This is a genomic window from Neobacillus sp. DFD-2R (genome assembly GCF_057747865.1).
Genome location: NZ_CM173228.1, coordinates 5,191,590 through 5,212,226 on the forward strand (window position 1 = coordinate 5,191,590; position 20,637 = coordinate 5,212,226).

General features: G+C 36.9%; 19 protein-coding genes and 1 pseudogene. 3 read left to right on the forward strand and 17 right to left on the reverse strand.

The window, feature by feature from the left end:
• Nucleotides 1–184: 184 nt before the first annotated feature.
• From uxaC to AC3ANV_RS26050, 17 genes and pseudogenes are all read right to left on the reverse strand, one after another.
• Nucleotides 185–1,593 (reverse strand): annotated as a pseudogene (gene uxaC, locus AC3ANV_RS25970) (glucuronate isomerase).
• 267 nt (nucleotides 1,594–1,860) lie between these two features.
• Nucleotides 1,861–3,108, reverse strand: coding sequence for a sensor histidine kinase (locus AC3ANV_RS25975; protein WP_488311450.1), 1,248 nt, complete (start codon nucleotides 3,106–3,108; stop codon nucleotides 1,861–1,863).
• Entirely contained in the window at nucleotides 3,108–3,788 is a 681-nt protein-coding gene (locus tag AC3ANV_RS25980) for a response regulator transcription factor (protein ID WP_488314342.1), read from the reverse strand. The genes AC3ANV_RS25975 and AC3ANV_RS25980 overlap by 1 nt, the downstream gene beginning before the upstream one ends.
• Nucleotides 3,789–3,957: 169 nt before the next feature.
• Complete coding sequence (locus AC3ANV_RS25985; protein ID WP_488311451.1) at nucleotides 3,958–4,782, reverse strand: RnfABCDGE type electron transport complex subunit D; 825 nt, start codon at nucleotides 4,780–4,782, stop codon at nucleotides 3,958–3,960.
• Nucleotides 4,779–5,672, reverse strand: a complete 894-nt coding sequence (locus AC3ANV_RS25990; protein WP_488311452.1) for an FAD:protein FMN transferase — start codon at nucleotides 5,670–5,672, stop codon at nucleotides 4,779–4,781. Before AC3ANV_RS25990 ends, AC3ANV_RS25985 begins: the two co-directional genes overlap by 4 nt.
• 9 nt (nucleotides 5,673–5,681) lie before the next feature.
• Nucleotides 5,682–6,182 carry an FMN-binding protein gene (locus AC3ANV_RS25995; RefSeq protein WP_488311453.1) on the reverse strand — a complete coding sequence of 167 codons (501 nt, stop codon included), beginning with the start codon at nucleotides 6,180–6,182 and terminating at the stop codon, nucleotides 5,682–5,684.
• Nucleotides 6,183–6,495: 313 nt separating this feature from the next.
• On the reverse strand, nucleotides 6,496–6,750 hold the full coding sequence (locus AC3ANV_RS26000) for a hypothetical protein (RefSeq protein WP_488311454.1): 255 nt from the start codon (nucleotides 6,748–6,750) through the stop codon (nucleotides 6,496–6,498).
• A gap of 260 nt (nucleotides 6,751–7,010) precedes the next feature.
• Complete coding sequence (locus AC3ANV_RS26005) at nucleotides 7,011–8,729, reverse strand: NAD-dependent malic enzyme (protein WP_488311455.1); 1,719 nt, start codon at nucleotides 8,727–8,729, stop codon at nucleotides 7,011–7,013.
• Between the two features lie 157 nt (nucleotides 8,730–8,886).
• Nucleotides 8,887–9,855, reverse strand: a complete 969-nt coding sequence (locus tag AC3ANV_RS26010; protein WP_488311456.1) for a 2-keto-3-deoxygluconate permease — start codon at nucleotides 9,853–9,855, stop codon at nucleotides 8,887–8,889.
• A gap of 736 nt (nucleotides 9,856–10,591) precedes the next feature.
• The gene (locus AC3ANV_RS26015; protein WP_488311457.1) at nucleotides 10,592–11,050 is read right to left on the reverse strand and encodes a hypothetical protein; all 459 of its coding nucleotides are present in this window, start codon (nucleotides 11,048–11,050) and stop codon (nucleotides 10,592–10,594) included.
• Nucleotides 11,016–11,183, reverse strand: coding sequence for a winged helix-turn-helix domain-containing protein (locus tag AC3ANV_RS26020; protein WP_488311458.1), 168 nt, complete (start codon nucleotides 11,181–11,183; stop codon nucleotides 11,016–11,018). Before AC3ANV_RS26020 ends, AC3ANV_RS26015 begins: the two co-directional genes overlap by 35 nt.
• 194 nt (nucleotides 11,184–11,377) lie before the next feature.
• A complete protein-coding gene (locus AC3ANV_RS26025; RefSeq protein WP_488311459.1) occupies nucleotides 11,378–12,148 on the reverse strand; it encodes an Ig-like domain-containing protein in 771 nt (256 codons plus the stop codon).
• A 59-nt stretch (nucleotides 12,149–12,207) separates the two neighbouring features.
• Nucleotides 12,208–12,651 (reverse strand): hypothetical protein, encoded by a 444-nt coding sequence (locus AC3ANV_RS26030; RefSeq protein WP_488311460.1) that lies wholly within the window; start codon nucleotides 12,649–12,651, stop codon nucleotides 12,208–12,210.
• 1,045 nt (nucleotides 12,652–13,696) lie between these two features.
• Complete coding sequence (murI, locus tag AC3ANV_RS26035) at nucleotides 13,697–14,494, reverse strand: glutamate racemase (protein WP_488311461.1); 798 nt, start codon at nucleotides 14,492–14,494, stop codon at nucleotides 13,697–13,699.
• A 298-nt stretch (nucleotides 14,495–14,792) separates the two neighbouring features.
• Nucleotides 14,793–15,170, reverse strand: a complete 378-nt coding sequence (locus AC3ANV_RS26040) for a RidA family protein (protein ID WP_488311462.1) — start codon at nucleotides 15,168–15,170, stop codon at nucleotides 14,793–14,795.
• Between the two features lie 230 nt (nucleotides 15,171–15,400).
• Nucleotides 15,401–16,402: an NADPH:quinone oxidoreductase family protein gene (locus tag AC3ANV_RS26045; RefSeq protein WP_488311463.1), complete on the reverse strand. Its 1,002-nt coding sequence runs from the start codon at nucleotides 16,400–16,402 to the stop codon at nucleotides 15,401–15,403.
• A 370-nt stretch (nucleotides 16,403–16,772) separates the two neighbouring features.
• The gene (locus tag AC3ANV_RS26050) at nucleotides 16,773–17,633 is read right to left on the reverse strand and encodes a LysR family transcriptional regulator (protein WP_488311464.1); all 861 of its coding nucleotides are present in this window, start codon (nucleotides 17,631–17,633) and stop codon (nucleotides 16,773–16,775) included.
• 188 nt (nucleotides 17,634–17,821) lie between these two features.
• Between AC3ANV_RS26050 and AC3ANV_RS26055 the strand changes: the two genes are divergently transcribed.
• Genes AC3ANV_RS26055 through AC3ANV_RS26065 form a run of 3 tightly spaced genes read left to right on the forward strand, consistent with a single transcriptional unit; the run spans nucleotide 17,822 to nucleotide 20,555 of the window.
• The gene (locus tag AC3ANV_RS26055) at nucleotides 17,822–18,211 is read left to right on the forward strand and encodes a tautomerase family protein (protein WP_488311465.1); all 390 of its coding nucleotides are present in this window, start codon (nucleotides 17,822–17,824) and stop codon (nucleotides 18,209–18,211) included.
• 36 nt (nucleotides 18,212–18,247) lie between these two features.
• Nucleotides 18,248–19,444, forward strand: a complete 1,197-nt coding sequence (locus AC3ANV_RS26060) for a YbfB/YjiJ family MFS transporter (protein ID WP_488311466.1) — start codon at nucleotides 18,248–18,250, stop codon at nucleotides 19,442–19,444.
• A gap of 4 nt (nucleotides 19,445–19,448) precedes the next feature.
• Nucleotides 19,449–20,555, forward strand: a complete 1,107-nt coding sequence (locus tag AC3ANV_RS26065; RefSeq protein WP_488311467.1) for an NAD(P)H-dependent flavin oxidoreductase — start codon at nucleotides 19,449–19,451, stop codon at nucleotides 20,553–20,555.
• Nucleotides 20,556–20,637 lie beyond the last annotated feature (82 nt).

Sequence of the window (20,637 nt, forward strand, 5' to 3'; positions counted from 1 at the left end):
AAACATGAAGCCGTTTTCAAAACCACCTATGCCGTAAGTGCCAATATGGACACCTTCAAATTATTCAAACTTGAAAACTCTTGATATTCTGCTATAATTTCTGTAATCGATTTTTAAATGGACTCCCTCTCATGCTAGTTTCATTCCCCAATAAACCTAGCATGAGATGATGGGATCCCTTTTTTTATCGTTCAAACTGAAAATACTCTTTTGCATTATGATAAGAAATACCTTTAACCATCTGTCCTAAGAATTCAATTTCATTAGGTACTTCCCCGTTTTCAACCCATTCGCCAAGAGTAGAACATACTAATCTTCTAAAATATTCATGTCTCGTATAAGAAAGAAAGCTTCTTGAATCTGTCAGCATGCCAATAAATCGGCTAAAAAGGCCCATATTTGATAACGCCTTCATTTGTTCAAGCATTCCTTCTTTATTATCATTAAACCACCAAGCTGTTCCGAATTGAATTTTCCCCGGTATTCCTCCACCTTGGAAATTACCAATCATTGTGGCAATAACATAATTATCAGTCGGATTAAGAGAATAAATAATGGTTTTAGGAAGTGCATTTTCCTGCTCAAGCATATTCAACAAGCCGGCTAATGGCTTCGCAATTGCCTCTCATCATTGATCGAATCAAAGCCGGTATCAGGACCCAATACATTAAACATCCGCGAATTATTGTTCCTTAACGCATTAATGTGAAATTGCATTGCCCAGCCTAACTCTGAATACAACTGACCTAAAAACTTTAATGTAAAGGTTTTATATTTCTTTTCGCCCTCTGAAGAAACCTTATTGCCCTGTAATGCTTCACTGAAAAATTGTGCAGCTTCTTCTTTGGATGTCTCTGCATACATCATTTTGTCTATTGCATGGTCCGAAACTCTTCCTCCAACAGAATGGAAAAATCTCACCTGGGATTCGAGTGCACCCAGAAAATCATCATAGGATTCTATTAGAATACCTGAGGCATCCTGCAGTTTTTTAACCCATTGGGTAAAGCCTTCACGATTGATTTCTAATCCTTTATCAGGGCGAAAGCTCGGTAAAACGCTTACACCAAAATCAGATTCATCTTTCAATCGCAAGTGATAATCAAGACTATCAGTCGGATCATCGGTTGTACACACGACTTTAACATTTGATTTTTTGATAAAATCCCTTGCACCAAAACCCTCACTGTTTAATAATGCATTTACCTTCTCCCAAATTTGCGGTGCAGTTTCCTCGTTAAGTAACTCATAAATTCCAAAAAACCGCTGTAATTCTAAGTGCGTCCAGTTGTATAAAGGATTACCGATTGTCATCGGAACCGTTTTCGCCCAGGCCATAAACTTGTCATAATCACTTGCACTGCCTGTAATATACTCTTCATTAATCCCGTTACTTCTCATGAGCCGCCATTTATAATGGTCACCATATAACCAGATTTCTGTGAGATTTTTAAATGTCTTGTTTTCGTAGATTTCTTTTGGGCTTAAGTGGCAATGATAATCAATAATAGGCATTTCCTTCGCATAATCATGATATAAACGAATGGCCGTTTCGTTTTTCAGAAGGAAATTTTCATCCATGAAATCTCGCATAATGAAACCTTCTTTCAATTAGTTTTAAATAAATCCGCGATGTAAAATAAAGAAATTTTTTGCAGTAATTTGTTAACGTTAACATTATTAAATAAAAAAAATATCCGTAACCATTATTATACCGTCCACCCTTTCTTAGTAATTTATTTTAAAAATGTTAACGTGAACATTTAATCTTATTTTTATTTTAGCTTGTAAAAACGGGAAATTCAATTGTTTTTTTAAAAAATTGAAAACGATTTCACATGATACTCAAATTTTGGGCTATTACTTAAGCCTAAGAGGGAAGCTTAAAAATACCCGGGTACCTTCTCCTTCTTTACTCATAACACGAATTTTCCCTTCATGTGATTGTACAATCCATTTTGCTATTGATAGCCCTAGCCCGGATCCTTCTAAATGACGTGTTCGCGATTTATCGCCCCGATAGTACCGATCAAAAATATATGGAAGGTCTTCTTTTGATATACCAATCCCCGTATCGGCAATGTCGATCGTAGCTCGTGAATTTTTGATACTGCTTTTAATTGATATTGAACCATTTTCCTTTGTATACTTTACAGCATTATCTATTAATATGACGAACAGTTGTTTTAGCCTTTCTTTATCTCCCTCCATTTTTATAGTTGAGATTTCAGTAGTCAATTTAATATTTTTTATACTTGCGAGAGATTTAAAGTCCATAGCCACTTGACAGAGAATGTCGTCTAACTCAATTACCTCTTTCAAAATTTCCAGTTGATTGGAATCCGACCGTGCTAATGTCAGTAAATCAGAGGTCATTTTCGTCATATAATTAATTTCTTGAATGACCTGAAGAATCGTCTCACTCGCCTGTTCAATATTCTTTTCAGGATGACGGAATAAATACTCAAGATTTAGCTTCATTACTGAGAGAGGTGTTCGTAATTCATGTGAAGCATCCCCCACAAATTGCTGTTGCTTTTCCCAAGAATGCTTTATAGGGATTAAGGCTTTGTTTGCAAGATAGATGCCCACGATAATTGCGATAAATACACTTAATAATGAACCAAAACTAATAATAATGAGTAAATAATATAACATTTCGTTTTCGTGCTTTAGATTGTATATGATTTGTATATTTTTTACAGGAGTGTACTTTTTATATTTTGAAACCGATATATTTAAAATACGATAGGATTCTGCTCCAATTGTGGTTGATTGAACCCCTCCTGTATTTCTTATATTCGAAAAATGGGCTGCTTCTGAAGTAGTGACAGCACCTTTAGGGATAATTTGGTTTAACTGCCCCTTCTCTCCCCATAACAAAAAGACAAGCCTATGATTCTCTTCACGCTCCGGACTTAATTGGTTTCCTAGTTTTTCATCCTTTTCATGAATGAGATGATTTTCCTTTTCTATAATCGTTTGGTCAACTTGATGGTACAAATTATATCGTGTATAAACATAGATCAATGCACCAAATAAATTTTGAAGAATAAAAAATACGAGGGCATTGAGAATAACAAGTCTACGCCTTGTCCTTTTAAACATCAACTCTGCTCCTCCTTTAATATATATCCGACACCACGGACTGTCCGAATAAGGCGGTCGAACTCAAAAGGGGCTAATTTTTTCCGCAAGTAATGAATATAAAGGTCAACTATTGCATCCGTTGTGTCTGATTCAATACCCCAAACTCGTTGGAAAATTTGATCTCGGGTTAAGATTTGTTCTTTATTTTGAATCAAATAGAAAATTAAATCGTATTCTTTACTTGTCAATTTTAAATTATTGCTATTGATAAAACCTTCATGCTGATCCGTATCTAAAAGAATTGGGCCATAGGCCATCTTACCTTCCATTGCTAACTTCCCCGACCTACGAAGCAATGACCTTACTCTCGCTAAAAGCTCTTGTGTATCAAAGGGCTTAACGATATAATCATCAGCCCCAATGTCTAATCCTAGTACCTTGTCCTCAATACGATCTTTAGCTGTTAGAAACAATGTTGGCGTCCGGTGACCTTCCTTCCGCAATCTTTTTAAGATTGAAAATCCATCCATTTTCGGCAGCATAATATCGAGGATTATAAGATCGTACTCACTGGAAGCTGCCATTAAATAGCCTTCTTCACCATCTTCAGCCTGTTCAATTTTGTATTGTTCTTCTTCTAATATGGTTGATATAATTCTTCTTAATGGTTGATCATCTTCTACGATCAATACACGCATTACCACTTGTCAGCTCCCTTATATCTTTTGATATTATTTAGTTTACACTTTGTATTTGAAACTCTTCGTTATTTACCCTTTACTTTCCAACAAACTGATTGGTATAAAATGAACCCTGCTAAAAAGCAGGGTTTGCATGATATTTTGTGTCAAGAAAGGAAAAGTATTTTTAACCAAAAATTTTGTTATTTTTTATCGTTGTCCGATTTATAGCTACTTTTGAAGTTGAGCGTTTTTTGAGAAAGGAATAGAGATTTCCGATACATAATCCTATAAACAAATACATTAACCCCCCGAAAAGTCCATAAATTACCGTTCCCGCCACCGCCGTTAAAACACCAAATGCAACTTGATCCTTATCTTTTGCCGGGGAAGTAGGCGGGTCAGTGAGCATAAAAAAGCCAAAGAAAAGGGTAGCGTTTATAAATGGCGGCCTAAGCGCATCCACTGCATCTCCTATATTAAAATGCCCCATAAGGAACAATAGTAAAAAAGAAGTCCCTAGGAATGAAAAAACCTGAGGGTATTTATTTATTCGGCCGGTAATTTTGTATCCTCCAACTAAAAGAAACATAATGGTCCATGCGGGAAGGTCTCCAAACGCCCCCCACCAGCTTTGTCCCGTACGGAAAAACAGCACTGATAAAAGTAACCCAAATGCAGCGGGATTAAAGATTGGTTTTTTCTTATAGACCAGAAGATGCTTCGACAAAATGGCAATAACTGCGGTTACCGCAATGACATTTATTGAGGTCGCAGTACTTAGTATAAGAGCAATGATTAACCCTGTTATAACGGCACCGTCCGGAATGATCCCTTTTCTACTTTTCATTCCATTACAGAGGGTGTCAACAATAACTGAAACAATAACAGCAACGAAACCATTTTTAATTCCCGTTATATTTTTGTAACCAATTGAGGCAATAACAAGATAAGCAATCATGACAATTGCCACATAGCCTTTTGGGGTCTTAAGCCATTTCTTTATTGTCATAATATATTCCCTCCAACACTTACAATTTGTAACTCAGGTGTGATAAAAAGTCCCTTTAGATTAACGTCCTCAATTAATTCCTTCCCTTTTTCATAACCAAGCAAAAACACTGCTGTCGAAAAAGCATCAGCCATCATGGCGAAAGGAGCAATGACGCTGCTACTGACCCAATCATTAGGTGACTGTCCCGTTTTAGGATTAATGATGTGATGCATACCGGGGAGTTTTGCGCTTTTGCGCTCATAACTACCGGAGGTGCAAATCGCTTCATTAGAAATTTCGAGTACATGGATGATTTGATCTTTTTTCTCGGGATGCTGAATTCCGACCTTCCAGGGACATCCATTCCGATCGACTCCCCCTGCAAACAGATCTCCGCCCGCATTAACAACAAACCCTTCAAAGTCCTTTAGTTCATTTGCAGCCAAATCAATGGCAAATCCTTTCGCAACGGCCCCTAAATCAATCACAAGAGGCTTGTTTAAATATAATGTTCGGGCTTCTCCATCTAAAACAATATCCTGATACGTGACGGAATCAGCAGAAGGGTTTTCACTGAATTCTCCTGTTAAATAATGGCGATTATATCCTTGCTCCTCCATGACTTTCCCAATGGCAGGATCAAATTCACCATCCGTTAATTTGGCCATTTCCAAAGCGAACTTCAGGGGCTCAAATAAAAACGGGCTTATCTGCACCGGTTTTCCAATTACCCGGCTGGCATTCATTAATTCACTTTCAGGACTAAAGCGGCTGCAAGCCTGTTCTACCTTTCGGAAAGCTTCAAACGCTCGATCCATTTTTGCCTCCGCCTCCGCTTTTAGTGTATCCTCCCGAATGACTACCTGTATATCAACAACTGTATCCATAAATAATTTCGTTTTTCTCATTTGTCCTCCTTAAGCATTTTGGGCCTGAGAGAGTGCGTCTTGTACAGCATCTTCAAAAGCTTGTGTACTGTATGTTGCCCCTGATACATTCGTTACTTGTGCATTTTGCTTTTGTAATACTTCATCAGGCAGCCCGACGACATCACGTTCAGAATAATGCATGGCAAAATCACTAATTTGAACATCTGTTATTTTGTCATTCTTTAAAGTTACAGCTACTGTAATCGACCCCCGTCGATTTTCTCCCATGCCTGTAAAGGTCCCGTCTTTATATAGCCGCTTTGGTTGCTTATTTTTGGAGGAAGCAATGCTCGATTGATCCACTTTTGATTGGCTATTATTTGGGGAAACCACGCTTGATTTATCCGCTTTTGCTTCAATTCTAATCGGGGCATGTTGTTGGAAATTCACTTTGGTTGCCTGAGCTTCCGTTGAAAAAAATCCGGCGGAGTATACCGCGGCAACGGCCGTTGTACATAAAACTACCCACTTTTTATCCATTTTTGCCATTTTATAATCCTCCTAATTCTTTTTGGCTCAGTATATCTATCTATCAACAACATCAGTATAGTTAAACAATATTAGAATTTTCTTAGAAACAAGTGCTTTGAAAAAATGAATACCTTTTCAGGCAAATATTTTATATCTAAGTAACTACAAAAAACCACTCCTCATTTTATTAAGGAGTGGTTTTTTATTTCTTTATTTATTTAAGGACTGATTAGCTAGCCATTCCATAATGGTTGTTGTTTTTCCATTGATCGAATCTGCGACTTCGTTGTTGTATATATAAATCCAATTTAACATTCTCTATCAAGAGGGCCTATTTTTGTTGTTCATTATTTGAGTCATTATCTTGATTATTCCCTTGAAAACTAGGGGTATTTTGGTTTTCTTGATTATTTTGGTTGCTTTGATTATTTTGTGAGTTATTCTGTTTGTAATTTAAATAAATAATATAAATTCCTACCATTGACGGAATGGAAAGAGCAAACAGTACAACCCAAACCGTATTTATAAAATGTTTGTAAATCCACCAATCATACAAAAGTAACACCCCATGTTTTCCGGAATCCATAAGTACATTCTATATAATTCCACTTTTGCAATGCATTATGTAAATACAACGATTAAAACACAAAACCGCCACCGTAACAGACACCAGGCACCACTCCTGAAAGATATCAGGATATTATCGCTGAAAGAAAATTTGTTTTTTGGAATCCCCAAAAATGAAGGGGCTCCATTTAATCTAGTTAAATACAAAAATGCCTGTTTCTGCCTGGAAGGCCGAAAGTTCGACCAATTACCAGGAGTACAAGCATTTTATTTAACTATTTAATTATGATAGGCATTAATTCTTGTCCAAATACCCACACTCTTGATTTCCTTATACTCAGGTTTCCACATTGCATCTTCAATAGCAGTCTCAACGTCTTGGAAATCCGCCCTTGAAATTCCTTCGTATATTGCCGCATTGGCTACTTCAATGGCTACGTATTTTGAGACTTCATAGAGTTTTTCAATGGATGGCAGCAGGGATGCTCCAGGTGTGCTGGTGTCAGACATTCTTGCAACCGCATAAGCTGCTGCTGCGAACATTCCTTTTGAGATCACTTCGGCTTCTGCAACAATGGCTCCCAGACCTAGGCCCGGGAATACAAATGCGTTATTTGACTGCCCAATTTCATAGGAAACACCTTTGTATTCTACATTGGCAAACGGACTGCCGGTTGCAATTTGAGCTTTGCCATCTGTCCAATTAATCAGGTTTTCCGGCACTGCTTCAGCCAGTGCCGTCGGGTTGGACATGGGCAAGATGATGGGACGCTCAACGTGCTTGGCCATTTCTTTAACAATTTCCTCAGTGAAGGCGCCGGCTTGTCCTGAAGTACCAATCAGGATGGTTGGCTTCACCCTCTGAACTACTTCCATTAATGAAATGATCCCGTCTTCATTCTTATCCCAGTCTCTGACTTCATCCGTTTTCCTTATATAAGGCTTCTGGAAGTTCAGGACGTCTGGTGTTTCATCCGTTAGTAACCCCCGATAGTCAATAGCCCAGAAACGGTCATAGGCTTCTTCTCTGGTCAGCCCTTCAAGAACCATGGCATCTGAGATTTGGTCAGCTATACCAATGCCGGCAGCCCCTGGTCCGAAGACAACAATACGCTGGTCCTTCAGAGTTGCTCCTGTTACTTTCAATCCAGACATAACAGCAGCAAGGGTAACTGCACCTGTTCCCTGGATGTCATCGTTGAAGGTAAGGATTTTGTCACCGTATTTGTCTAAGATTTTACGCGCATTCACGTTGCCAAGGTCCTCCCAGTGAATAAGAACCTCCGGAAAGAACTTTCTTGCAGTCTGAACGAATAAATCAATAAATTGATCATAACGCTCACCACGGACACGGGCGAATTTGTTGCCAATATAGATAGGATCGGCAACCAAAGCCTGATTGTTCGTACCAACATCCAGCACGACTGGCAGAACTCGGCTTGGATCAATACCAGCTGCCGCTGTGTATACGGCGAGTTTACCAATCGCAATATTAATACCGCCTATCCCTTGGTCCCCAATCCCCAAAATGCTTTCAGAGTCGGTAACGACGATTAAATCAATGCCATTTTTGGGCTGTCCAAGATTATAAAATGCCTTTTCAATGCCCTCAGGATCATCAATTGAAAGGTATAAGCCACCCGGGCGGCGGTAGCTATGAGAGTATGACTGGATAGCATCACCAACAGTAGGAGTGTAGATGATTGGAAGCATTTCTGCTAAGTGTTCTTTCAAAAGCCGGTAAAACAAAACGACATTACGGTTATATAAATCATAAAGCAGCCCGTATTTGAACAGATTCGTAGTTCGCATCGAATATTGCTCATAGGCCCTATTTGCTTGTTCATCAAGGGTGAGCACCTGGGGTGGTAACAGGCCGTCGAGTCCCAGATCTTCCCTTTCCTCTTTAGTAAAGGCCGTTCCTTTATTCAGAAAAGGATTTGAGAGAACTTCTTTTCCTTTTAATGTTGTAATAATAACATTCTCAGGTACATTCATGGTGTTTCCTTCTTTCTATCGAAATAGCTATTCGGACAATACCGGAACATAGATTTCTATCCTCTTTTTTGTAACCAGACAAAGCAGACAGTAAAACCACTGACTGCTTTGGTTGATCTCCCACTTTTCCGTGTTTATAAATTTACTTTGCCGTTTGTTATGCTGCACTTGAAAGTGGTTTATTAGCTTTTTTCTTTTGAGACCTTTTAAATACATAGCTCACAATAATCGGACAGATAATTGCAGATATTACACATGCAGCTGCAACTTGTGCAGTAGCTGTAGGTGCTATTGCAAGTAAAGTTGGATCTGCAGCCGCCACAACAGCTGGTGTAGCTACCGCATTTCCTGCAGTTGACCCTGTTGCTAAACCAACGATAGGGTTTTCTTTAAATAACTTTAATAGGAAGTAAGCTCCAATTCCAGTGAAGGCAGCGATTAATCCTAGTAATATCCCAGGACCCCCAGCTTTTACAATAGTTGAAAGATTCATTCCTGCACCTAATGGGAATGAGAAGAATGGGATTAATAATAATTTACTGCTTCCAAGGAACTTTCTCATATCAGGATCAATATTTCCTAAAATCATTCCTATTACAATTGGAATTAATACTCCTACAAGTGTTTGAAAAGGAATTGTGGCAAGGCCGGATGCACCTAATGCCACTAATGTGAAAAATGGACCATCTTTTAAAGAAAATAAAGCATATGCGCCTACATCTGTTTCGTCACCATACGATGAAGCAAGAGATGCATATAACCCGCCATTAGCATTTAACAACGCTGCAAGGATGGCTAATGGTGTTAATCCTAGTATTCCGGCAGGTCCAAAAATCGCTGCTACAGCTAAACCTATACCGGCACCTACGATAAATTTTCCTGTTAATAATATTGCACCTTTTTTTAATGCCTTTGGTGCTAATTTGAAATTAATTTGTGAACCAATTAAAAACATAAAACACGCTAAAATTGTTGATGATGCTTCTTTACTGAATAATGCCGTTGTAAAACTTCCAATTTTTAAAACTTGTGGGAAAAATGTATTAGTTAATACCCCTAAGAAAAGTGGAACAACCATCAGACCACCTGGAATTTTATCAAGCGTTTTCTTAATTGGAATTTGCATTTTTAATCCTCCCAAAATAGTTTTTATAATCTTGCAAAAAAGCCATTATTTTAACTGCTATTTTTACCAATTTCTCTAATAATTGTAGAAAGCGGTTCCAATTATCTTGCGTGTTGTGCTTTATTTTAATCCCCCTTTGTTTTGCTATGTGTCTATCATATTCGTAAAAAAACCGTTTTCATAGTTTATGAAAATTAAATAATTCTTTTTGTAAATAAAAAAAGTAAGCAGTTTCAAAAACTCCTTACTTTTTTTATTAAGTGTTCTTTAAATTGGAAACATGCGCAAAAAGAAAAGGCCTCCCAACAGTTTTACAAACTGATGGAAGACCTTCTCCAATTGTTATTTTTCTTTTGTCATTGTTTTGTAATGAGGACAGTAGTATATTTTATTGGCGTTTTCATATTTTACTTAAAATATGAAAAACAGAAGATAAAAAAGCTTTGAGCAAAATTATGAGCATTGGGTAGGGCCTTTTCGTTACCCTTTTCACAATAAGCAGTGGACCGTTTTTTTACTTTCTTTCATTTATAAAATCACATTAAACCTTTTCTGATTATTGCAGCCATTTTTAAAGGTTTCATTACCTTCTCTATAGTCTCCTTTACGATATTCAAGTGAAAATATGAGTTAATGAGTATTTAAACCTAAAGAAACCGAATAAAAAGGAGAAATTCCTTTTTCCGAATATTAGGATTCACTTTTTTTCAAATTTCAACAAATTCCCGGGAAATATCTACAAATTATGAGTAGATATCGACAAAATTAGAAGCTTTCGATTTTTGGAAGCGGAATGCATTTGGATATTTATTTTTTTCCAGGATCCAGTAAATATGTCAGGTGATTTTTCAATTTTAGCATTTTTTGCGCTGGAAATACCATGATGATCTTGCTGGAGTCGGGAAACCTTTGTTTTAAGCTGTAACACATCGTTTGTCAGTTGGGCATTCATTTCACGTGCGGCTGCGAGCTCATTAACTAAAAACACTAAGATTTCTTTTAATTGATTGAGGTCGAGGGGTAAATTTTCATTTGTATCGGGTATCGCAATCTCTGTTTCATTTGATCTTTCTAATCTTTCTTTTTGTTGATACACAAGATCTTTAGCTGCATCGTCTAGGGGCTTATCCGTATCGCGTAACGCTATAAGTGCTCCGATGTCAGATTGAACAAAGATACGTCGATCGATCGCCATCTTTCAAAAACTCATATCCATTCCGCTCTAAGATTTGGCCATACTTTCGAACAGTGGGAGTTGCAATTCCTACTTCTTCTGCCACTTCCTTGGAAGAGAAGGCCCTTTCATTCAGTTGTATATCACGTCGCATATCGGACCTCCTTTTCTTTTAAATATGAAAGTTTTTAGATTTATTTGCAAGTTATATCGCCCAGCGATACGAAACAAAAAAAGAGCCGACCAGCCCCTTTCTTGAAGAATCTATTTAGGAAATCGCTTGTTTTTGATCGAAGTTCTCCACCGCCAAAAAAGAGCGACTTTACAGCCACTCTCATACCACATTTTTTATCTAATCCAAGCACCATCATGACCTAATCTATAAGAGCCAATCTTAGTGTCATGAGCCATGATACCACTGCTATATAGATAGTACCACTTACCACCTGTGTAAACCCAACCGGTCGACATAGAACCATCTTTATTTAAGAAGTACCATTGCTTATTATATAAAAACCAACCAGTTTTCATTGCACCGGTATTATCAAGATAGTACCATTTACCTTTATCAAGTACCCAACCAGTTTGCTTTACATTATTAATATAGTAATAGCGTTTACCATTTTCAGTTACCCAACTATTAAGTACAGATTTTACAACTGTAACATTTGTTGGCTGGCTTATGTTTCCTGCCACATCTGTTGAAGTAACACTTATGATCGAACCAGCATTTTCATGAGGAATGCCAGTTGTAAACTTTCCATCTGCACCAGCTACAGAAGAACCAATTTGAACTCCACCTAATGAAGCAATAATAGTAGCGTTTGGTTCAGTAACACCAGTAATGACATTATTTTTATCATAAACTGGATTAACTATCGGCGGCGGTGGAGGGGTAGTATCTGCTACAGATATTGTTGTTGCCGGGCTTAACTCATTCAGTTTATCCTTATAGGTTACAGTTAGGTTGGTCCCTGCCTTTTGAGCAGGAATTTCTGCCTTAAAGTCTCCGGTTGTATCAGCCAATGTACTGCCGACCGGCAACGTTCCGTTCATTATTTGTATCATCACATTTGAAAAAGGATCTTTGCCGGATAAAGATACATCATTATCATCCACTGGGCTAACTACCGGTGCATCTAACTTTTTAATTATATAAGCAGAGGAAATATAACCTGTTAATTTTTGATCAGCCGTTTTGACTGGGTACCAGACAAATTTATTTTTACTGTTAGACTGGTCATATAAAAAATCCCCTCAATGATCAGAGTAGTATTTTCCCCTAAGAACTGTAAAATTGGTGAACTACTGTCAGATTGTGACCGTAATTTTACACCATCCCTCGTTACTACTACCTTGTCTCCCTTTTTAAAAGAATATGTAGAAGCATGCAACTGGTCAGTAATGGTATATTCCAACTTATTGAATATAATATTTTGATCTCTTTTGGGGTTATAAACAAAATCAGTTGTTTGGAAAGGGAACTGTGCTAATTTTGTTTCAGATAAATAACTATCTTTTTCAATATAGCTAAAGACTTTTTCTTGATAAGCGTCCGTATTTTTACTTCCATTAGCATGAATAAGGGGACTATTTACCGGCTTTGTGCCGTTATAAGCCATAACTGGAAAGTACCAATTTTCAATTACGTCTCGTCTTTATCATGATAGATTCCTGTTTTTCTATAATACTTTTATAATAGAATTCCATTGTCCGGCTGATTTACTCATATAACACCTTATTTCTATCAATTAATAATATTAACCTGCTCCAATACAAAAAAAAGAGCCTCAATTAAGAGACTCCTCATTCAAAGTGATAGTTATTGCTATAGGCTTTGAGGTTATACAAATCGAATAGCTTTCCCATCCGCTCCATATACAACTTCTGCAGGTGCAACCGCTTATCACCTAAGTCATATCCTGCCATGATATCCTCAAGTTCATGCTGGAATAAAAATATCTAATAAATTCTTCATCTTCCGGAGTGGCAAACTTAATCTTTTGCTGCATATATTCATTAAGCTTCTGCTTATGGCGTTTTTCAGTTTCTTCATAATGTTCACTTTACGCTTAAGCACATTATCCACTTCAATTTCATTGAATAGGTTTATCATTCACATAAGCCCCTAACATTTCGAGATTTACTCTAAAAATACTTATTTTGAAAGTCAGGCAAACTTTAATTACATAAAAAAGACTACCTCCTTGTTTTTAGGAAGTAGTCTTTTCTTTAGAAAAAAGTCATTTATGTGACCAGTTCTCAGTTTGGTCGAAAAATGCAATTAACCATTTCTCATAAATGAGTGGTTAAATTACATCATACCGCCCATAGATTGTGGAGTTTTACATGAGAACATCATACAATCTAACCTTAATTAATGTACACAACAAAACATTTGTTCCCCACTAGAATATTCACTCAACAATATAAAATAATATCGATATCGGCACCCATTCGGCACCTTTTTGGTACCCAGGGTGTTTTTTTCTATAATCAGATCGTTAGCAAGAAGTTATTGATCTTATTACACAAACACGCCCGATCGAAGATCATTGGCTGCTAAAGATAACTCGTTCTTATTAAACTCTAGCCCCCGTTTGTTTAAGTACAAAATTTCACAAACTTATTCCAAATAAGCTATCGAAACAGACTTATCTTTTTGATTTAAACACCCGTTGTTAAAAAACTTATCCTGTCTAACATTACCAACAACTTTTTATAATTAGATAATGTTTCTTTATCTTCAACTTTATAACCAGATTTAAAAAATAAAATATCTCCTCTTCCATTGTTAATTTGATTACTTGCTTCGAGAATTCGTTTTAAGTATTTTGCAGTTCCAATACTTCCGGAAATAATGTCAACTTCTTCAGGAAATAATTCCTTTATACTATTTTCAAAATATGGGAAATGGGTACATCCAAGAACAATCGTTCCATACTGCTTTAAATCAAACGAAGATAGCTTTTCTTTTAAATATGGTACAACTTTCTCTTCCTTAAATTCAAAATTTTCAGCCAATTGAACAAGACCAGGAAGAGGTAAACTTTCAACAATATCGTGATGGTCTATACTTTTCACAAGGTTATGGAACTTTTCTTCTCTGAGAGTCAAATTAGTCGCCAACACTAATACCTTTTTTCGTTTTCCCTCACAGCTTTGAACAGCAGGCTTTACGGCTGGTTCAATACCCAAAATAGGGAAATCATACTTTTGACGAAGGTCATCCACTGCGATACTGGTAGCAGTATTACAAGCAATGACTAATGCTTTGATTCCTTGATTAGCCATAAAGTCAACTGCATTAAAAATATATTCCCTTACCTCTTCTTTTGGTTTTTCACCATATGGAACGTGTAAGGTGTCTGCATAAAATATGTAATCTTCATTCGGTAAAAATCTCAATGCTTGATGAAGTACAGTCATTCCACCTATTCCCGAATCAAAAAAACCTATTCTCACTATTTTCACTCTTCTCCTAAATTAATGCTATTAATCACTTATTAAGAATACCATTTTTTTAAATTTTATCTCGGCATAACCTGATTACGGCCAATAGAATTTACCACACCTGCCACCTTTTGTACCAGTCTTTGACAAGTAATTTTCCACACTTTGCCAACCTCTAACTCATAACATTCTTCTGGAGATATAAGATTTTGGATGCTGTCAGGTCATATATAAGGATTGGTAATGTTGAGAGATGGAAAGGTTTTTATGGGGCTCTAGCTATTTTGATGGAACCCTTTTTACCTAAATTTTATCTTCTAGCTATCATCTCTATTTCAACCTTTGCACCAAGAGGTAGGGATGACACACCTATAGTTGTACGAGCAGGATATGGCGCAGAAAATTGTTTAGAATAAACTTCATTCATTGCTGTGAAATTATTCATATCAGTTAAGAATACATTCACTTTTTCAACATTATCAGGAGTTAAACCTGCTGCTTCCAATACATTGAAAAGATTCTTAAAACATTGATTTGTCTGTTCAACAATATCACCTTCTACAAGCTTTCCAGTCTGTGAGTCTACAGGAGTTTGCCCGGATAAAAATATTAAATCTCCTGCTTCAATTGCATGTGAGTAAGGACCAACAGCAACAGCTCCAGTTGCACTATAAGCCTTTCTTGACATATAAAACTCCTCCTTTAGATATAAAGAAAAAAACACGTATATGACGAAATTGAAGGTATATGAATATATTAGCAATAACAATTATACGCTAACACAGTTTTTGAAAGTTGGAATTTTGTAAACCAGCCCAAAAATAGGGGCTATTAGCCACTTTTTTACAAGAATATTGGACGAACCTAGAATTTTATAAATCATCCATAATAATCTAACAATTATTCATACTTTGGATTTTATTTATCAATTAATCTTACAACGGTTCTTCCTCGTACTTGTCCTTTTAGTAATTTAGGAAGAACGTCAGGAAGTTGATATAAAGTAACTTCTTGTGAAATAAACTCTTCCAAATTAGATGGTTTAAAATCTGTTGCTAGGCGATGCCATATTTTTAAACGTTTTTCCATTGGACAATATACAGAATCAATCCCAAGTAAATTAACACCTCTTAATATGAATGGGAAAACTGTAGATGGCATTTTGGTCCCCGCTGTTAATCCACTAACCGCAACCGAACCCCCATATTGAATTTGGCTTAAGACTGAGGCAAGAGGTTCTCCGCCTACTGGATCGACGGCTGCAACCCATTTTTGTGGTCCTAAAGCTTTAATTTCCCCATTATATACCTCATCACGTGAAATAATTGTAGTAGCTCCAAGTTTTCGTAAATATTCATATTCAGATTCTTTACCTGTGCTAGCTTCAACCTGATAACCGAGAGAAGCAAGAATGGAGACAGCAAAACTACCAACGCCGCCGGTTGCACCTGTGACAAGCACCTTCCCTTTTTCAGGTGATAGATTATTTTCTTCTAAACGTTGAACGGATAACGCTGCCGTAAAGCCAGCTGTTCCGATAATCATTGCTTCTTTTAATGAAAGACCTTCCGGAAGTGGAACAATCCAATTAGCTGGAATACGAGCATACTCACCATAGCCTCCAAAATGGGAAACACCGATCTCATAGCTAGTCGCAATAACCTCGTCACCTTCTTGAAACCGAGGATCTTTAGATGAAACAACGACCCCTGCTAAATCAATTCCAGGTACAAATGGATAGGTCTTGACGATGTTACCATTAGGAATAGTAGCGAGACTATCTTTATAGTTGACACCAGAATAATGGACGTGAATCAATACTTCTCCCTCTGGTAAATCTTGAAGCGTTAGCTTTTGAAGTTTTACAGAAAATTGGTCTTCTTGTTTATTTACAACTAGTGCATCAAAGGGTTGTAGCATTGCTAGTACTCCTTTCGATTAAGAAAAAGTCTTATAAAATAAAGTATTTCAGTACTGATATTTCAATCATAACTCCATTTATCTATATGGTGTAATACATAAAATAGATAATTGCCATCTGATTTTTTGATATCTAAAAAAGAGTGGAAAGTGGAAGTGAATTTAATAATGGATTTAATAAGGCTTTTTAGCCTATTAAACATCGTTTTTCGTAGGTCATAACTAACCTGACCCGTTAATCAGGACAATAAGAAAAGGGATTATAATCCGCAATCCCCCTACAATAAAGGCACCCGTTTTTGTTTATCACAATTTTTTTGGATAGTGAAATTACCTCTCTCATAAAAACTCTTTTTTAAAACAAGCACTCCTAATCACTTATCATAGCTATAAATTTTAATAAAGACGTAGGTACATACTTATCTTTTCTATAAATGAATACTGTTTTGACTTTTCCGTATGGATTCGGAAGCGTATGCTGTCTAAGAGTTCCTTCTTGTATTTGTTTTGCAACAACACTTTGTGGAACCATACTTACACCTAGACCAGCAGATACACACCCGACGATTGCATCCAGGGTTCCAAATTCCATTATCTTTTTAGGAATCACCCTCTCTTGGTGAAACCATTGTTCAAGCCTTTCCCGATAAGAACATCCCGTACGAAATACAAGCAGTGTCCTTGTTTGAATATCTTTGATAGAAGATATTAGTGGATGAATTGTATCTGTTACGAGTACTAATTCCTCTTCAAATACTTCCTTTTGAATGAGTTCGGGGTGTTCAATAGGTCCAGCCACAAATGCTCCGTCCAGTTCATACTGAAGAACACCTTGAATATTTTCCTCCGTAGAACCTGTTTTTAGGGTTAGGTCAACGTCGGGATAGTCCTTAAGGTACTTTGAAAATAGGGCTGGTAATCGAACTGCGGCAGTTGTTTCCATGGAACCAATAATTAAAGGACCTTTTGGTGTTTGATCATCATTCATCACGCTTTTTGTTTCTTCTATAAGATCAAATATTTTTTCCGTGTATGTTAATAACATGCTTCCTTTGGCTGTTAAAGCTGTCCCACGATTATGTCTATAAAATAAGGTTGTTTGAAGTTCCGTTTCCAATTGCTGAATTTTCATCGTGATATTAGACTGTGCATATTGAAGTTCTCTTGCTGCTTGCGAAATACTCCCCAACTTTGCAACAGTCTGGAATATTTTTAATGTATGCAAATCCAAAATAATCACTCCTTAATTTGATATATCCTTTAGCTATCAATTAAAGTGATACCAAATATCATTTTTAAGTATTATACCATATAACAAAAAAGCGATATGATTTAAATACCCTACATTTAACTAGAGGTTAATTTTTTATAAAAGGCACATTCTAAAAACATAATTGCGATTTGAAGGGAGACACACAAATGCCATTATTACGCTTTGATTTAATAGAAGGTAGGAACGAAAATACGCTAAAAAAATTATTGGACTCGGCTCACCGTGCGATGGTGGAAGCTTTCCAAGTGCCTGAAAGTGACCGTTATCAAATAGTTCATCAACACCCGCCGCATGAGCTAATAATTGAGGATACAGGACTGGGGTTTAAAAGAAGTAAAGACCTTGTAATTATTAGTATTGTTAGTAAAAAAAGAACCGTTAAACAGAAAGAAACCTTATACTCACTTCTTGCCCATTATCTTGAATCTGATTGTGGGATTTCTCCACAAGATTTGATCGTTTCTATAACAGAAAACAGCGATGCCGACTGGAGTTTCGGACTAGGAGAAGCACAATTTCTAGCAGGTTCATTATAGCTTATAAAGATATGCTTTATATTTGGAGGTTTTAATTTGAGGAAGCAAACTTATCTTTTTTTAATAGGAGGAGTATTGTCTTTAATCATTGCCATGGGGATTGGAAGATTTGCCTATACTCCCATTCTTCCACTTATGCAAAAGGATCTTTCTTTTTCAAATACAGTTGCTGGTTATATTGCCTCAAGTAATTACGCAGGATATTTGCTTGGAGCAATTTTAGCAGGTGCTATTCCCCTGAAACAATATAGAACGATTTCCTTGAGAATATGTCTTATCGTCAGTGTCTTAACCACTGCCATAATGGGTCTAACATACTCACATTTCCTTTGGTATGTACTTCGATTTCTATCGGGGGTTTCCAGTGCTTATGTGTTGATCCTAGCCTCTGGTATCGTGTTAGATAAACTTGCTGCTATAAACAAAACAAGTTGGTCTGGTTTATTTTATGGAGGGGTAGGTTTGGGAATCTGTTTATCCAGTCTATTTATTCCGAGTTTAAACCATTTATATCAGTGGGAAGGAACTTGGATAGGACTAGCTGTTGTTAGTGGAATCCTTGCTTTTTTCGTATGGATCTTGCTCGATGATAACTCAAACGCTGTTGAGATGAAAGCTAAAAAAGAAATTTTTGCAAAAGTTCCCCCCACTAATTGGCTACTATGGTTGATTATTGCGTATGGTTTAGAAGGATTAGGTTACATTGTTACAGGTACGTTTATCGTATCTATCGCTGAAAAGACCTCATACTTTCATAAAGATGCCACCTTAGTTTGGATGATGGTTGGATTGGCTGCGATTCCATCCTGCCTCATCTGGTCTTTACTAGCTAAAAAATGGGGATTCGTTAAATCCTTAGTTCTTGCAATGGCATTGCAAGCTTTGGGTATGGCGATGCCAGCCTTCTGGAGTTCGAAAACAAGTTTTATCATAAGTGCTTTATTATTTGGAGCCACGTTTATGGGTATCACTACACTTGCTACAACATTGGGGCAACAGATGAATCCATCTAATAGCAGTCGAACGATTGGCATTCTGACCGCTATTTATGCTATTGGACAGTTGATAGGACCAATCCTTGCTGGAGTCTTATCATCATTCACTCATAATTTTAATACTACTTTGATAGGAGCATCTTGTGTCGTTTTAATTGGGGCGGGAATGCTTTTAAATGGAATTCGATTTGAGAGGAAATCTAATGGAATATTAAGTGAAAATAATTACGAGGTGTGAAATTATGCTAAATAATAAAATAACAGAACTTTTGAGAGTTGAGTATCCGATTATACAAGCTTCAATGGCTGGCGGAGTAACCACTTCGAAATTAGTGGCGGAGGTTTCAAATTCTGGGGGTCTAGGAATGATTGGTGCAGGTTATATGACACCTATTCAAATGCGAGAACAAATTAAGGAAATAAAGCAGTTAACTTCAAACCCTTTTGGTATTAATCTATTTGTTCCTAACGAATTTAAAGTTACAGAGAATGAAATTAAATCGGCTAACCAGTTCTTAAACCCTATACGTCAGCAATTGAATTTGCACCAAAAAGATAGCTTTGAAATTCCTAATTTTAATGATGTTTTTGAAACATTTATTGAACAAATTAAGGTTGTTATTGAAGAGAATGTCCCTATTTGTTCCTTTACATTCGGCATCCCTTCTAGAGAAGTGATTGCTGAATTAAAACAATCTAACATTATTCTGGTGGGAACTGCTACAACCGTTAGAGAAGCAGTTGAAAATGAAAAAGCAGGAATGGATATTGTTGTTGTTCAAGGTAGTGAAGCTGGTGGACATCGCGGGAGCTTTATCGATGGTGATCAAGAGAGTTTAGTTGGTTTAATGTCACTAATCCCACAGGTTGTGGACAATGTAAGCATCCCTGTTGTTGCTGCTGGAGGAATTATGGACGGGAGAGGGTTAATAGCTTCGATTTGCTTAGGAGCAAAGGGCGTACAAATGGGTACAGCTTTCTTGACCTGCGTTGAAAGTGGAGCACATAAGGTTCATAAAGACGCAATTCTTCATGCTAACGAAGACCAAACTGTTTTAACTCGTTCATTTTCTGGTAAATGGGCAAGAGGAATTAAAAATAAATTTATTTTAGAAATGCAGAAGCACGAAGCACTTTTACCAGATTTCCCAGTTCAAAATACATTAACCCAGGATATTAGAAAGACTTCTAGTGCACAAAATAATCAAGATTTCATGTCACTTTGGGCCGGGCAAGGTCTTAGGTTAGCTAAGGATCACTCTGCTACTGCAATTGTTAAGCAGACCCTCGATGAAGCAAATGTTCTAATCAAAAGGATTTCCATTCTCGGAACTGAAATAAAGTTGTAGATCCCCTAGAAACTAAGTTGGCTCTCAACAAAATAGAAGAGTCAAAAAAATTATTATACGTGAGAATACTCTAATGGGAGGT

Excerpts from the sequence above, each read along its gene's own strand:
- AC3ANV_RS25975 (WP_488311450.1), bottom strand. The coding sequence starts at position 3,108 with ATGTTTAAAAGGACAAGGCGTAGACTTGTTATTCTCAATGCCCTCGTA.
- AC3ANV_RS25980 (WP_488314342.1), bottom strand. The coding sequence starts at position 3,788 with ATGCGTGTATTGATCGTAGAAGATGATCAACCATTAAGAAGAATTATA.
- AC3ANV_RS25985 (WP_488311451.1), bottom strand. The coding sequence starts at position 4,782 with ATGACAATAAAGAAATGGCTTAAGACCCCAAAAGGCTATGTGGCAATT.
- AC3ANV_RS25990 (WP_488311452.1), bottom strand. The coding sequence starts at position 5,672 with ATGAGAAAAACGAAATTATTTATGGATACAGTTGTTGATATACAGGTA.
- AC3ANV_RS25995 (WP_488311453.1), bottom strand. The coding sequence starts at position 6,182 with ATGGCAAAAATGGATAAAAAGTGGGTAGTTTTATGTACAACGGCCGTT.
- AC3ANV_RS26000 (WP_488311454.1), bottom strand. The coding sequence starts at position 6,750 with ATGGATTCCGGAAAACATGGGGTGTTACTTTTGTATGATTGGTGGATT.
- AC3ANV_RS26005 (WP_488311455.1), bottom strand. The coding sequence starts at position 8,729 with ATGAATGTACCTGAGAATGTTATTATTACAACATTAAAAGGAAAAGAA.
- AC3ANV_RS26010 (WP_488311456.1), bottom strand. The coding sequence starts at position 9,855 with ATGCAAATTCCAATTAAGAAAACGCTTGATAAAATTCCAGGTGGTCTG.
- AC3ANV_RS26015 (WP_488311457.1), bottom strand. The coding sequence starts at position 11,050 with ATGGCGATCGATCGACGTATCTTTGTTCAATCTGACATCGGAGCACTT.
- AC3ANV_RS26020 (WP_488311458.1), bottom strand. The coding sequence starts at position 11,183 with ATGCGACGTGATATACAACTGAATGAAAGGGCCTTCTCTTCCAAGGAA.
- AC3ANV_RS26030 (WP_488311460.1), bottom strand. The coding sequence starts at position 12,651 with ATGGCTTATAACGGCACAAAGCCGGTAAATAGTCCCCTTATTCATGCT.
- AC3ANV_RS26040 (WP_488311462.1), bottom strand. The coding sequence starts at position 15,170 with ATGTCAAGAAAGGCTTATAGTGCAACTGGAGCTGTTGCTGTTGGTCCT.
- AC3ANV_RS26045 (WP_488311463.1), bottom strand. The coding sequence starts at position 16,402 with ATGCTACAACCCTTTGATGCACTAGTTGTAAATAAACAAGAAGACCAA.
- AC3ANV_RS26055 (WP_488311465.1), top strand. The coding sequence starts at position 17,822 with ATGCCATTATTACGCTTTGATTTAATAGAAGGTAGGAACGAAAATACG.
- AC3ANV_RS26065 (WP_488311467.1), top strand. The coding sequence starts at position 19,449 with ATGCTAAATAATAAAATAACAGAACTTTTGAGAGTTGAGTATCCGATT.